Consider the following 15,109-nt stretch of genomic DNA (forward strand, 5'->3'; position numbering starts at 1 on the left):
GATGTGGTTCACAAAATGGACCGCCCACGTCACCTCATCGATCTACGAACAGTTGTGCAGGGGAGATATGCAGCTGTCCGATTCTCGTTCCAATTCGGCAAGCACGCCGACATCGCTGATTGCCTTGCTTGCGCTGGGCCACTGCATGGCCTTTATCGACCGCAATCTACCCGCCGTCGCAGCGCCGTTGCTGAAGACGGACCTCGGCTTGTCGGATACCCAGCTCGGCTTGCTCGATGGGCCCGCATTCGCACTGCTGTATGTCATCGGTATGCTGGCCAGTTGGCCGCTGGCGCATTCGCCGCAGCGGCTTCGCCTGCTGGCCGGATGCATCGCGACCTGGATGCTCGGCATGGTCGTTTTCGCGTGCGGGCATGCGTTGGCGACGCTGATGGTTGCGCGGGCGCTGGTGGGATTGGGACAGGCCGCTTTTGTGCCGCTCGCCTTGGGCCTGATCGTAGAGTGTTCCGCGCCGCAGTGGCGCGGCCGCTGCGTGGCAGTGTTTACGGCGGCTTCGACGACCGGGCGCAGTCTTTCGCTGCTGTTGGGAGGGTTGGTGCTGGCCTGGTTGGCGAAATGGGCGCCCGCGCCCGCGCTTGCTCATTGGCGCTTATTGTTCCTGGCCATGGCGGCGCCGAATCTGGTGTTGATGGTGCTGCTGGTGTGCCGAGCCGAACCGCGTGCCACGCCGTTTCCACCCGCCGGGCACGTATTCAAGCAAATACTCGCCTCGTTCCGCGGGCAATCGCGCCTGATGAGCATGTATCTGTGCGGAGCCGGTGCCAGCGTGCTGGTCGTGCAGACGATCGGTGCATGGGCGCCGTCAGTACTGCATCGCGAACAAGGGCTGACGCCGGCGACGGCTTCGCTCGCGTTCGGCGCCTCGTTGCTCATCGCGTCGCCGCTTGGGCATTTCATTGCGGGAATCCTGGTCGACAAGCGTGGCGAGCGGCGCTCGCCCCTCACCATCGTGGCCGGTGCACTGCTGCTCGTCATGCCGATGCTGGCAGTGATTCCCCTGACCTCCTCCAGTGTGGCGGCCTGCGCTTTGTTGGCGCTGGCTTCACTGGTCGGCGGTACTGCGGCCGTGGCCGCGTTGGCCGGATTGCCCGCGATGCTGAGCCCATCACAGCGCGATGCCGGCCTGCGCGTGTTTCTCGCCTTCATCACTCTGGTTGGCGTGGCGCTGGGTCCGTTCATGGCGGGAGTGGTGAGCGATGCCAGGGGCCTGGGCGGTCACGGCTTGTCGTCGGCCCTAAGCGAGGTGTGCATGGTCGCGGCCATCGCTGGCGTCGTGGCGTCGTTGCTGGCACGCAGCGGTAGGCGGCCCGTCGCGGCGGAGGCAGCTCGGTGAGCGAGATCTTCACCTTTGATAGCGCGGCGTACGAGGCAGATGAGGCGTTCGCGCGTTACCGTGATCTTTACGCGCGCGGCGCGGACGTAGAGCGAACGGGCACACCATTCTTCGCCCGAGTGCGCAGCTGGCGGCTGGATCGAACGATACTGTTCGAGCGCGAGTACGGTGGTGTTCGCCATTGCCGTGGGGAACGCGTGGCGGACGATGGTTTCGATCATTTCGTCCTAAACCATGTCGTCAGCGGCGAGCTGGTCGGTGGTCCGATCGGTCAGGCTGTGCCGGTCGTGCCAGGCGAAACCTTGCTGGCCGATACATGCCAGTCGATGGAAAACGCCGCGGAGAGCGTCGGCCTGATCACGGTAAGCCTGGCGCGCGAGGCCACGCGGGCGGCAGCCTGCGACTTGAGCAGTCTCCATGGCTACCGCATTGGCGCGCAGGAAGGCGCCTTGCTCAGCGCCATGCTGCGTGCGTTGGTCGAGCAAGCTCCGCGATTGCCGCTCGGTGCGCATGCAGCGGTCACGCGCACGCTGGTCGATCTTTTATCCGTGGCGATCAATCCTGCTGGCTCGGGCGGGCGCTCGGAGTTTTACCGGCTCGAACATGTGCGCCGTGAAAAAGTCCGCCGGCTGGTTGAGGCGAACCTCGGTACGCCCGATTTTTCCGTTCAAGACATCATCGACGGCACGGGCATGTCGCGCACCGGTCTGTATCGCCTGTTCGAGAGCTGCGGCGGCGTGGCCCGCTTCATGCAATTTTGCCGGTTGCAGCGGTTGCGCGATCAACTGGACGACCGGGCCTTCGACCATCTATCCCTCGCCGAGCTGACGCCCATGTTGGGCTTCTCCGGCGAAAGCCACGCCAGTCGTCTGTTCAAGCAAGCCTTCGGCATCTCGCCTGGCGCCTATCGCGCGGCCAGCATTCGCGGTATGGAAAATCCAACGGTCGACCTGATGGCGCGCCGCTGGAACGGCAGCCTGGCCGAGCTTCGCTGAGCCCCGATCAGCGCGCTTTTCTTGCACGTACGTTCCAAAGCTGAAACGCACAGACATGTCCCTATCGCCTCCCATCGCCTAGCATCACTGCTAAGAAAAATATGTGACTCAGTTCACATTATTGAATGACGCGGACGACGAGGAACGGCGTGCGCGGAACAAAGGGGCGAAAGCCTACAGGGGACAATCGGATGGAACGCCAGTTTCACTTTATCTCGGGCCTGCCAAGGTCCGGGTCGACCTTGCTTGCGGCCATTTTGAGCCAGAACCCGCGCTTTCATGCGGGCATGAGCGGCCCGATGGGCGGCGCCTTCAACACCCTGTTGGGTGAGCTCAGCGACCGCAACGAGTACTCGGTATTCATCACCGACGAACAGCGCAAGCGGATGCTGAAGGGCTTGTTCGACACCTATTACGGCCCCGAATACAAAGCCGAGGTGGTGTTCGACACCAATCGCAGCTGGTGCACCAAGATGCGTCAGCTGAAAGAGTTGTTCCCGCAAGGCAAGGTGATCGCCTGCGTGCGGCACGTGTCGTGGATCATCGACAGCATCGAACAGCTCGTGCGCAAGAACGCGTTCCAACCCTCCTCCATTTTCAATTACCAGACCGGCGGTACGGTGTATTCGCGTGCCGAAGGCTTAGCCAACGGCGAGGGCATGGTCGGCTTTGCCTACAACGCCTTGAAAGAGGCGTTCTACGGCGACCAGACCGACAACCTGTTGCTGCTGAGCTACGAAACGCTGACCAGCGATCCGGCGCGCGCCATCGCCGCCGTCTACGACTTCATCGGTGAATCGGCTTACGCCCACGACTTCGACAACGTCAGCTACCAAGCCGATGAATTCGATCTGCGTGCGGGCACGCCGGGACTGCACACCGTGCGCAAGAAAGTCGAAGCGCGTGGGCGCACCAGCGTGCTGCCGCCGGACGTGTTCCGACGTTTCGAGAATGATGTTTTCTGGCTGGACCCCGCATTGAATCCGCACGGCGTGCGGGTGGTGTAAGCGCGCAGGGTCCTTACCGCTCCATCGCTATGTGATTGAAAAACGGCACGCCTGCGCGCGCCGCGCTGCCGTATTGCCGTCATTAACTTCCAGGCCAACAGGGGGCCTTGCCATGAACCGTATCTATCGCATCGTTTTCAACCGCACTTTGGGCATTCCGCAAGTGGTGTCCGAATTGGCGAGTGCGCCGAAAGGCGGCGTGGTCGACGGCGCCAATGCGGCATCGAAGTTCGAGCCGACATCACGCCTGTTGGCGATCGCGGTGAGTGTGGCCTTGGCGGCCGTTGCATCGCCGGCCTGGTCGCAGACCTGCACGCCCAGCGCGACCACGATCTGCGGCGTGGCCGGCGGGAACGGCGGCGCCGGCACCACCAGCGATCAAGCTGGTGCGGGAGGTATCGGGGCCATCACTTCAGGCCTCTCCGCCAACGGCGGTGGCGCGGGCGGTTCGAATGGCAGCGGCGCCGCAGGTCAAGGAGTCAATGGCAGTGGCGGATCGGGCGGCCCCGTCGATCTGCCCGGTGGCGCGGGTGCGGGCGGCGGACTGCGCACGCTTGGCAATGGCGGCGGCGGTGGTGGTGGCGGCTACTTCAATGGCAGCAACAGCAAGTATGGCGGCGGCGGTGGTGGCGGTGGCGGCGGCGCCGGCCAGTCCGTCAGCGGCACGTCCTTTGCCAACCCAGGCAGCATCGTGGGTGGCAAGGGCGGTAACGGCGGCAATGGCGCTTTCTCCACCTCATCGGGTTATGGCGGTGGCGGTGGCGGTGGTGGTGCTGGCGTATACGCCATCAATGGCAGTGCGATCACCAGCGCTACCGGCACTACGATCACCGGCGGTGCCGGCGGCAATGGCGGCGGCGGCTTCAAAGCGGCCGCTGGTGCGGGCGGTGGCGTGGGCGTGGCAGGTGTGGGTTTCACCCTTAATAACGGGGGCACGATCACCGGCGGCGCCGGTGGCAACGGCGGCGGACAGCTCAGCGATGGTGGATATGGCGGCAACGGCGGCAACGGTGGCGCGGGTGTCGCTGGCAGCAACCTGACGATCACCAATAGCGGCCGGATTGTGGGCGGCAACGGCGGTGCGGGTGCCCTCGATACCCATAGCAACGGCAACGCCGGCGCCGGTGGCGTTGGCGTGGTGGTGACGGGCAATTCCACCATCACCAACAGCGGCTCCATTGCCGGAGGACTGGAGCCGCTGTTAACGGGTGGCAGCGTTCAGGCCGACGCGATCGACCTGAGCGGCGGTGGCAACACGTTGGTCCTGCAGGCCGGGTCAGCCATCACGGGCAACGTGGTCAGCAGCAGCGGCAGCACCAACGGCGGCGATACGCTTGCCCTGGGCGGCACCGCCAACAGTAGCTTTGCCGCGTCGCAAATCGGTTCCCAATATCAAGGTTTTGCTCAGTACGAAAAGCTTGGTACCAGCACCTGGACATTGACGGGCGCGACCGCATCGACGACGTCCTGGACGCTGGTCGCCGGCACGCTAGCCATTTCCAATGACGCCAGCCTTGGCGCCAGCGCGGGCGGGCTGACGTTCAATGGCGGTACGCTGGAGACCACCGCAACCATCACCTCCAGCCGCGCCATCACGCTCGGCGCCGGCGGCGGCACCGTGTCCACCGATAGCGGTACGACCTGGACGGAAACAGGCGTCATCAGCGGCGCCGGCACGCTGACCAAGTCCGGTAGTGGCAAGTTGGCGCTTACCGGCACCAATGCGTATACCGGCAGCACCACGATCAATGCAGGCACGCTGGCTATTTCCAGTGACGCCAATCTTGGCGCCAGCTCAGCCGCGCTAATCTTCAACGGCGGCACGCTGGAGACCACCGCAGCCATCACCTCCAACCGCGCCATCGCGCTCGGCGGTAGCGGTGGCACGCTGTCCACCGATAACGGCACGACCCTGACGGAAACCGGCATCATCAGCGGCGCGGGCTCGTTGACCAAGAGCGGTGGCGGCGCGTTGGTGCTCACGGGTGCCAATAGCTACACCGGCGCCACGGCGGTCGCGGCCGGCACGCTGACCATTGCCAGCGGCGGTAGCGTCGCCCGCAGCTCGGAGCTCATCGACGACGGCACCGTGGTGGTCGACGGATTGGGCTCGAACATCACCGCCACCCTCCCCCCCGGCGGTACTCCCATCATGGTCGGCGATAACGGCACCGGTACGCTGACCGTCAGCAACGGCGCGACCGTCATCAGTAACGGCCAATTGAACATCGGCCAGAACGCAGGCGACAACGGTACGGTGACCGTCACCAGCGGCGCGCAGCTGTCCAGCAGCACCTTCATCAATGTCGGCCAACTTGGCACCGGTACGCTCACTGTGTCAGCTGGCGGCAAAGTTAGCGCCAGCGGCTTCTTCTCCATCGCCGACGGCGGCGGATCCAACGGTACCGTCCTGGTCACCGACAGCGGCTCAAGCCTCAGCTCGCCGAACATCGCGGTGGGTAATCACGACGGTACGGGTAGCCTCACCGTCGCCAACGGCGGCACGGTCACCGCTACCAACAGCTTCGTGATCGCCGCGGACAGCGGCTCCGTCGGCACCGTGAACATCGGTGCTGCAGCGGGCGACGCTCCCACGGCCGTGGGTACGTTGAACACCAGCACCGTATCCTTCGGCAATGGTTCGGGCACGCTCGTGTTTAACCATACCGACACCGGCTACGCGTTTGCGCCGGTGATCACCGGCGCCGGCACGGTCGACCAGCTGGCGGGCACCACCATCTTTACCGCAGACAACAGCTACAGCGGTGCGACCAACATCAGCGGTGGCACGCTGCAGCTGTCGGGCAGCGGCAGCATTGCCTCGTCCAGCGGTGTGACCGTCAACAACGGCAGCTTGGACATTTCCGCGCTGACTAACCATGGCACCACCATTGGCGACCTTTCCGGTGCGGGCGCGGTGGCGCTGGGTGGTAACACGCTCACACTTGGTACTGCAAACAACGGCGAGTTCGATGGCGTGATCGCCGACGGCGGTATCGCGGGCGGCAGCGGCGGCTCCCTGGTCAAGCAGGGCAGCGGCACGCTCGATCTGACCGGCACGAACACCTACACCGGTAGCACTACGATCAGTGGCGGCACGCTGGCGTTGTCAGGCAGCGGCAGCATCGCTGCTTCGAGTGGCGTCGCAGTTAGCAGCGGTAGCAGCTTCGACATTTCCGGCGTGACCACGCTCGACGCCACTGTCGGCGACCTTACCGGCACCGGTACCGTCACGCTTGGCGGCAACACGCTCACGCTCGGTACCGCGAACAGCAGCCAGTTCGACGGCGTGATCGCCGATGGCGCGCTCGGCATCGGCGGTGCAGTCGTCAAGCAAGGGAGCGGCACGCTCGATCTCACGGGCGACAATGCCTATACCGGCAGCACCACCATCAATGGCGGCACGCTGCAGTTGTCGGGAGCCGGCAGCATTGCTGCATCGAGGGGCGTCAACGTCAGCGGCGGCAACAGTTTCGACATTTCCGGTCTGACGAATGGTGGCACCACCATCGGCGATCTTTCCGGTGCGGGCACGGTGGCGCTGGGTCGCAATACGCTCACGCTCGGTACCGCGAATAGCACCGAGTTCGACGGGGTGATCGCCGACGGTGGTATCGCGGGCGGCAGCGGCGGTTCGTTGGTCAAGCAGGGCAGCGGCACGCTCGATCTGACCGGCACGAACACCTACACCGGTAGCACCACGGTCAACGGCGGCACGCTGCAGTTGTCGGGCTCCGGCAGCATTGCCGTATCGAGTGGCGTCAACGTCAGCGGTGGCAGCAGCTTCGACATTTCCGGTCTGACGAATGGTGGCACCACCATCGGCAACCTTTCCGGCGCGGGCACGGTGGCGCTGGGCGGCAACACACTCACACTTGGTACCCCAAACAGCAGCGAATTCGATGGCGTGATCGCCGACGGGGGCATCGCGGGCGGCAGCGGCGGTTTGCTGATCAAGCAGGGCAGCGGCACGCTCGATCTGACCGGCGCGAACACCTACACCGGCAGCACCACGATCAACGGCGGCACGCTGCAGTTGTCGGGCTCCGGCGCTATTGCCGCGTCGACTGGCGTCGCCGTTAGCAGCGGCGACAGCTTCGACATTTCCGGTCTGACGAATGGTGGCACCACTATCGCCAACCTTTCCGGTGCGGGCACGGTCGCCCTGGGTCGCAATACGCTAACGCTCGGTACCGCGAACAGCACCGAGTTCGACGGGGTGATCGCCGACGGCGGTATCGCGGGCGGCAGCGGCGGTTCGCTGATCAAGCAGGGCAGCGGCACGCTCGATTTGACGGGGACGAACACCTACACCGGCAGTACGACGGTCAACGGCGGCACGCTGCAGCTGTCGGGCAGCGGCAGTATTGCCGCGTCCAGTGGCGTCGCCGTCAGCGGTGGAACGCTGGATATCTCCGGCCTCAGCAACGGCGGCACCACCATCGGCGATCTGTCCGGTACGGGCAGCGTGCAGCTAGGCGGCAACACGCTGACGCTGGGCCTCGCCAACAACACCGAGTTCGACGGCGTGATCGCCGGCAGCGGCGGTTCGCTGGTCAAACAGGGCGGCAGCACATTCACGCTGGGTGGCATCAACACCTATACCGGCAGCACCACGGTACAGGCGGGTACCTTGCTGCTGACTTCTGGCGCATCGATCGCCGGCGCCGTCAATGTGCAGAACGGGGCTACGCTGAGTGGCTCCGGCTCGGTGGGTGGCCAGGTTGACCTGAGCTCCGGGGCGAACCTTATGCCCACCGGCACCTTGACCTTGGGCAGCCTGGTCGCCGAACAGGGCAGCCAGATCAACATTTCGTTGGGTGCGCCCGGTCCGAACTTCACCACGCTTGGCAGCGGCAGCAACGTCGCCGTCACCGGCAATCTGGAGCTGGATGGCGCCACGGTGAACGTGAGCAACAGCGGCAGCATGGGACCGGGTCTGTACAACTTGTTCAGCTATGGCGGCAGCCTGGTGCAGAACAACGGTGGCCTAAGCCTGGGCAGTACGCCGGCTGGCAGCAGCTTCTCGATCCAGTACCTGTCCGCCAACAAGCAGATCAACCTGCTCAACACTGCCGGCCTCACGCTGAGCTTCTGGAACGCCAACGGTCAGGCCAGCGCGAGCCAGCTCGGCGGCGGCAGCGGCACCTGGTCGACCACATCGCCCAACTGGACCGATGCCAGCGGCGCGGTCACCGCGCCGATGCAACCGCAGCCGGGCTTCGCCATCTTTGGCGGCGCGGCTGGCACCGTGACGGTCGACAACAGCGTGGGCGCCGTGCAGGCCACCGGCCTGCAGTTCGCCAGCAACGGTTATGTCTTGAACGGCGGCCAGCTGACCCTGGTGAGCGGCAACGGTAGCGCCCCGGTGATCGCGGTTGGCGATGGCAGCAGCGGCAGTGCGAGCTGGCTCGCCACGCTCAACAACGCGCTGATTTCCAGTGTGGGCCTGGCCAAGACCAATGCCGGCACGCTGTTGCTGGCCGGCACCACCACCATCAGCGGCGGCGTGTCGGTGCAGGGCGGTGAGCTGGACCTGGCCGGGTCCGGCAGCAGTGTCAGCGGCGGCGTCAGCATGGCATCGGGTACCACCCTGCAGGTGGGCGTGAACGGCGCGAGCGTGACGGTGACCGGCGCCAACGGCAATTCGGGCAATAGCGGCACCTCCGGTTCCACTGGTGCGTCGGCCACGGCTGGCAGCGCGGGTGGCGCTGGCTACGTCGGCGGCGCCGCGGTCGGCGGTACCGGCTTTGCGCTGAACAACCAGAGCCAGCTGGCTGGCGGCCTCGGCGGTGCCGGTGGCAGCGGTGGCCAGGGCGGCTTCGGCGTCATGCACGGCCCCAAGTATTCGAGCGCGCCGACGGCCGGCGCCTATGGCGGTACCGGCGGTAGCGGTGGCATCGGTGGCGCGGGCGTGAGTGGCTCGGGACTTGCCCTCACCAATACCGGCCGCATCGTCGGCGGCCAGGGTGGTGCCGGCGGCGTGGGTGGGCGCGGTGGTGAAGGTGGCAAGTACTGGGGCAACACACCGGTGCCCCCCGTGGTTGGGGCCAGCGGCAACGCCGGCAACGGCGGTAACGGCGGTATGGGCGGCGCAGGTGGCCATGGCGGCGCAGGTGTCTACGCGGCCGGGCAGAGCGGCCTGGTCAACAGCGGCACGATCACCGGCGGCCTTGGCGGCGTGGGCGGTCAGGGCGGTGTGGGCGCCGGTGGCGGCTCGAGCGCCTACTTGGTCAGCGGTACCACCGGTAATGGCGGTGCGGGTGGCACTGGCGGTACGGGCGGTATCGGTGGCGCCGGTGGCGCAGGCGTGAGCGGCACCAGCTTCAGCCTCACCAACAACAGCCATGCATCGATCGTCGGCGGCCAGGGTGGCATCGGTGGCATGGGGGGCGGCGGCGGTTCGGGTGGCTCCGGTTCCAGCAATGGGGCCACGGGCGGTAATGGCGGCCTCGGCGGTGACGGCGGTGCAGGTGGCGTGGGCGGCACCGGTGGCAGTGGCGTGCAGGGCACGCAGTTCACCCTGACCAATGCCGGTTCGGTGGTCGGCGGCATGGGCGGTACCGGCGGCTCTGGCGGGAACGCCGGCTTGGGCGGTAGCACGAACAACGGCACCACGGGCAATGGCGGCAATGGCGGCGCCGGTGGTGTGGGCGGTGCCGGCGGCAATGGCGTGAAGGGCACGCAGTTCGTCCTGACCAATACTGGCTCGGTGACCGGCGGCGCGGGTGGCATGGGGGGTAACGGCGGTGCGGGTGGTGCGGGTGGCGTGGGCGTGGTGTCCAGCGGCGGCTCGATCATCGTCAATGCCGGCACCATCAGCGGGGGCTTGAGTGCTAGCGGCGTGCAAGCCGATGCCGTCAATCTGAGCGGCGGCGGCAACACGCTGGTGCTGGAAGCCGGCTACACGTTCACTGGAAACGTGGTGAGCACCAGCGGCAGCAGCAACGGCGGCGACACGCTCGAACTCGGCGGCAACAGCAACGCCAGCTTCAACCTGGGACAGGTGGGCGCGGTGGGCAGCAACGCGGCGATCCAGGGCTTTAACCAGTTCGGCAAGAGCGGCACCAGCACCTGGACGCTGAGCGGAACCGGCAGCGCCAGCCAGGCGTGGACGATCAGCAACGGCATGCTGGTGGGCAACAGCAGCAGCATTGTCGGCAACGTGACGTTTGCACCGGTGAGTGGCGGCAGCGCGAACCTGACCTTCAACCAGTCGAGCAACGGCACTTTTGCCGGCGCAATCAGCGGCAACGGCTCGCTGACCAAGACAGGCAGCGGCACGCTGACTCTGACGGGCGCCAATACGTATACCGGCGGCACCACGATCGCCAACGGCACGCTGGTGGGCAACAGCAGCAGCCTCACCGGCAACATGACGTTCGCACCGGTGAGCGGGGGCATTGCCGACCTGACCTTCAACCAGTCGAGCAACGGCACTTTTGCCGGCGCGATCAGCGGCAACGGTGGGGTGACCAAGACGGGCAGCGGCACGCTGACACTGACCGGTGCCAACACGTACACCGGCGGCACCACGATCACCAACGGCAGCCTGGTGGGCGCCACCACCAGCCTCACCGGCAACGTGACGTTTGCGCCGGCGAGCGGTGGCAGTGCGAACCTCACCTTTAACCAGTCGACTACCGGTACCTTCAGCGGCGCGATCAGCGGCAACGGCTCGCTGATCAAGACCGGTACCGGCACGCTGACCCTGACCGGCGCCAACACGTACACCGGCGGTACCACGATCACTAACGGCACGCTGGTCGGCTCCAGTAGCAGCATCGCTGGCAGCGTGACGTTCGCACCGGTCAGCGGCGGCAGTGCCGACGTGACGTTCAACCAGTCGACCAACGGCACCTTCACCGGCGCGATCAGCGGCGACGGTTCGTTGACCAAGACCGGCAGCGGCACGTTGGTGCTGACTGGTGCCAACACCTATACCGGCACCACCACGATCACCGGTGGCCTGTTGCAGGTGGCCAACAACACCACCAGCGGCATGATCAACGGCAATGTCGCCAGCACCGGCAGGGTGGCGTTCGATCGTTCCGACACGGTCACCTACAGCGCGGTGATCAGCGGCACCGGCAGCGTGGCGCAGATCGGCAGCGGCACATTGATCCTCAACGGTGTGAACACCTACACCGGCGGCACCACGGTGCAGTCGGGTACGCTGGAAGTGGGTGACAGCTCGCACACCAGCGCATCCGTGCAAAGCAATGTCACAGTGGATGTCGGCAGCATCTTGCGTGGTCACGGCAGCATCAACGGCAATGTGACCAGCGATGGCACGGTATGGCCGGGCGGTTCGGTAGGCATGCTGACCATCAACGGCAATTACACGCAGAACGCGGATGCGACGTTGCAGATCGATGTAACACCGACGCAGGCATCGGAATTGCTGGTCAACGGCAACGCAAGCCTTGCTGGCACGCTGCACCTGATCTATGCACCAGGCACGTACAACACCAACAGCTACACCTTGGTGCAGGCCACGTCGCTGAGCGGGCAATTTGCCACGACGACCTCCACAGGTGCGCCGTCCGCCCTCGACACGAGGGTGGTCTACACGCCGACGCAAGCCGATCTGATGGTGATGTCGAAGATTGTCGCGCCCGCAGACGGTGCGCTGTACGCCAATCTGCTGCAAAGCACGAACCTGGTCGGCCAGCAATCGCTGAACACCGTACTCGGCGCGACGCTACGTTCCAGTGACACGGCGTGCAACGACACGCACGCTGCGCATGCCAACACGGTTGCGTCGTCTTGCAACAGCGATCTGTGGGTTCAGTACAGCGGTGGCAACGAATCGCTCACCGGCAGCAATGGCTTGAACAGCTCGCTGTTCGGCTTGCAGGGTGGATTCGATCACGCGGTAACCGATGTGCTGCATGTGGGCGTGGAAGCGGGTTTCGGCCGCATCAACAGCAGCGACCACCAGGGCAGCAATGCCAACGTGGATAGCGTGCACGGTGGCGTGTATGCCTACGCCAACGTCGGGCCTGTGGTGTTGTCGGGCATGATCGACGAAACGCACAGCAGCTACAGCGTGTATCGCCAGACAGGCATTGGCCACAGCGTGGCGCGTCCGGACGGCGATACCACGGGCGCAGCATTGCAAGCCGCATGGCCGATCGCGGCGGCAAAGTGGCAAGTGACGCCGGCGATCGGTGCGCTGTATCAGCACCAGAGCCTGAGCAGCTTCAGCGAATCCATCGCCAGCACCAATCCGTTTGCCAACGATTTCGCGCTGCAGGGTGCACATAGCACCTACACCACGTTGGAGCCGTATGCGCGTGTGTTGTTCTCGCGGCCGTTCGTGGCGCAGGGCATCAGCTATGTGCCGCAGTTTGACGTGGGTTATCGCTACAACGCGCACGGCGGTAATGCCATGGTGCAGGCCGCCAGCCAGGATGGCACGGCGTTCTCGCTGCCAGGCGAAACCTTCGGACGAGGCATGGCGACGGTGGGCGCGCGCATCACTGCGCAAGCCGGAGCATCGTGGAGTCTGTACCTGGATTATCAGGGTCAGTTCGCCAGCCACCTCAACGACAATGCGTTGAGTGTGGGTTTCACCAAGAAGTTCTAAGTACGAAAGAAAGCTTGGTGATGCTTCACACGAGCTCCCTCCCCTGCTTGCAGGGGAGGGTTGAACACTCGCCTTAGATGCCATCCCAGCCTATGTATGGTCGTCATTCCCGCGAAAGCGGGAATCCATGTTTGCCTTTGCATCACGGCAAATGGATTCCCGCTTTCGCGGGAATGACGGCCATGAGGTTGCGCCCGGTGTTATGCCGCAAGCATGCGCTGCATAACCTGTTCGCCATTCGGTGCAACGCCGACATGCACGAACCCAAGTCGCGCAAGAATCCTCTGCGCCGCACGGCGCTCCAGTTTGCGATTCTCGATCGTCGCTACCAGCCGATGCGGACCGCCTGGTTCACGTGCAAGCACCTTAAAGCCTTCGATCATTCGCTCCATCATTCGCACATTCAGTCCCGCGCGCCGGCTGCTCGGCCTGACGAAGATGCGCACGAATCCATATGACCGGTCCTGATCGTCCATGCCGATCGCGACAGTACACACACCCGCGATGCTTCCGGTTTCATCATCCTCAAGCACGCATGCGACTTCAAACGAACGGCGCCAGGCTTCGTCTGGATTCGTCAGTGCACCTTCCTGCAGCCAAAATGCGACGATCTGGCACCGCAGTGCTTCGGTAATGTTGCCGAACACCCATTGCACTTTGAATCGCTCTTGCAACTCTAACGTTTCCATTCGTCGCCCGGCATGATTCGTCGCATGAACTCATCGAACAATGGCACGGTAAACGCAGTATCGCCATGACTTGGTGACCAAACCATGCCTTTGGTGATGATGCTGCTTCTAACGGGTGCCATGGATTGAACCGATCTTTCGAGTACATCAGCGATGTCTCCCGAGCGATGCGGCCCAGGGCCAAGTTCTGCCATCGCGCGCAGATATTTCTTTTCGGTGGGAGTCATCCGGTCGAATCTTACGCGGAAAAACCCCTCATCCATTGCCGCGATCACAGTGGCGGAAGCCTTATGGACATCTTCGTATCCAATAGGGGAATTCAGTGCGATGTTCCAACTGTGCGAACCCCATTCTTGAATGAAGTAGGGATAGCCCTTGGTGTGGCCCAAGATCGTATAGATGGCTTCTTCCGTATAGGTGACGCCGTTTTCTTCCGCCGGTTTGATTAACGCTGCCCCGGCGTCAGCCGGACTAAGCGCGCCGATTTCCGGGAATTCGAAAAGGCGCTCTGAATATGATTTCGCTTCGCCCATCCGACCACGAAGTTGAGGAAGGCCTGCGCCGACCAGCAAGACGGGCAGAGCTCGTTGCGACATGCGATGCATCACGGTGATCAGAGCCGCAAGCTCTTCTTCCCGGACATATTGGAGTTCATCCACGAATATGACAACGGCAGTGCTCGCCACCTTTGCGGCCTCACCAACCCGTTCAAACAGTGCTTGCATGTCATGTTCAAGGTCGCCGTTGTCCGCGATGCCGGGGTCGGGGTCATAATCAATGCCAACCTCGATGTCGTTGAATTTGACCTTCAAACTCTTCACGAAACCGGCCAGTGCGCGAAGAGCCTTGATGCCTGCCTCCTTCGCGATCTCGATCCGACTCAAAGACAAAAGCGCGATACGCAATTGCGGCGCCAGCATGGATGGCAGGGACCGACCTTCTGGCGCTTCAATCCGCGCGGTGATGCAGCCCGCGACTTCCGCATCCAACCTCATCTTGTCCAGCAGTACAGTTTTGCCGACTCCACGCAAGCCCACGAGCATTGCGCTTTTGGCTGGACGTCCTGCCCTTACGCGAGCTATCGCTATGCGCACCATTTCGCGGACGCCGTCACGCCCGGCCAGCTCATGAGGCTGAGCGCCGGCTCCGGGCGCATAGGGGTTAAGTACAGGGTCCATTGCGGTCTCGATATCCAGGGAGTTTAAGGAGTTTATGTAAATTGCATAAACTAGGCAAACTTCAGCATAACTGCCAGATTTGTTAAATTTGTATATACGAGGGCTCTCGGTGGCGCACGTGCGCGCAAACCGTGTATCGGATGCCGCAGAGCAAGGGCACCAAGCCGATCGCCATTGCCGAAACGTGTACCGATCCGGTCCCCACTACAGCGGCTAGGTGCGGCGTTAATGCTGCGGCCAAACCGGTATTCACCGAGAACTTCCGCCACGTGGCTACATCGTGACCGAAGCGGT

At 64.1% G+C, this 15,109-nt stretch carries 6 protein-coding genes; 4 read left to right on the forward strand and 2 right to left on the reverse strand.

All coding sequences use genetic code 11. The features are described 5' to 3' along the window. Positions 1-67: 67 nt before the first annotated feature. The 4 genes from ISP18_RS18290 (at position 68) to ISP18_RS18305 (ending at position 12,948) form a co-directional block, all read left to right on the forward strand. A complete protein-coding gene (locus ISP18_RS18290) occupies positions 68-1,354 on the forward strand; it encodes an MFS transporter (RefSeq protein WP_380015461.1) in 1,287 nt (428 codons plus the stop codon). After that, positions 1,351-2,349 carry a helix-turn-helix domain-containing protein gene (locus ISP18_RS18295; RefSeq protein WP_380015464.1) on the forward strand — a complete coding sequence of 333 codons (999 nt, stop codon included), beginning with the start codon at positions 1,351-1,353 and terminating at the stop codon, positions 2,347-2,349. The genes ISP18_RS18290 and ISP18_RS18295 overlap by 4 nt, the downstream gene beginning before the upstream one ends. Positions 2,350-2,540: 191 nt before the next feature. Continuing rightward, a complete protein-coding gene (locus ISP18_RS18300; RefSeq protein ID WP_380015467.1) occupies positions 2,541-3,356 on the forward strand; it encodes a sulfotransferase family protein in 816 nt (271 codons plus the stop codon). Positions 3,357-3,468: 112 nt separating this feature from the next. Further along, entirely contained in the window at positions 3,469-12,948 is a 9,480-nt protein-coding gene (locus tag ISP18_RS18305) for an autotransporter-associated beta strand repeat-containing protein (protein ID WP_380015470.1), read from the forward strand. A gap of 200 nt (positions 12,949-13,148) precedes the next feature. Here the strand turns inward: ISP18_RS18305 and ISP18_RS18310 are convergent, their stop codons facing one another. Beyond that, a complete protein-coding gene (locus ISP18_RS18310; RefSeq protein ID WP_380015473.1) occupies positions 13,149-13,622 on the reverse strand; it encodes a GNAT family N-acetyltransferase in 474 nt (157 codons plus the stop codon). Between the two features lie 2 nt (positions 13,623-13,624). Next, positions 13,625-14,815 carry an AAA family ATPase gene (locus ISP18_RS18315; RefSeq protein WP_380015476.1) on the reverse strand — a complete coding sequence of 397 codons (1,191 nt, stop codon included), beginning with the start codon at positions 14,813-14,815 and terminating at the stop codon, positions 13,625-13,627. Positions 14,816-15,109: the final 294 nt, after the last annotated feature.

Source organism: Dyella humi (genome assembly GCF_044904605.1).
Taxonomy (GTDB): Bacteria; Pseudomonadota; Gammaproteobacteria; order Xanthomonadales; family Rhodanobacteraceae; genus Dyella_B; species Dyella_B humi.

What these genes read in the sequence shown, in the direction of transcription:
- ISP18_RS18305 (WP_380015470.1), top strand. Translation starts at nt 3,469, where the DNA reads ATGAACCGTATCTATCGCATCGTTTTCAACCGCACTTTGGGCATTCCG.
- ISP18_RS18315 (WP_380015476.1), bottom strand. Translation starts at nt 14,815, where the DNA reads ATGGACCCTGTACTTAACCCCTATGCGCCCGGAGCCGGCGCTCAGCCT.
- ISP18_RS18290 (WP_380015461.1), top strand. Translation starts at nt 68, where the DNA reads ATGCAGCTGTCCGATTCTCGTTCCAATTCGGCAAGCACGCCGACATCG.
- ISP18_RS18300 (WP_380015467.1), top strand. Translation starts at nt 2,541, where the DNA reads ATGGAACGCCAGTTTCACTTTATCTCGGGCCTGCCAAGGTCCGGGTCG.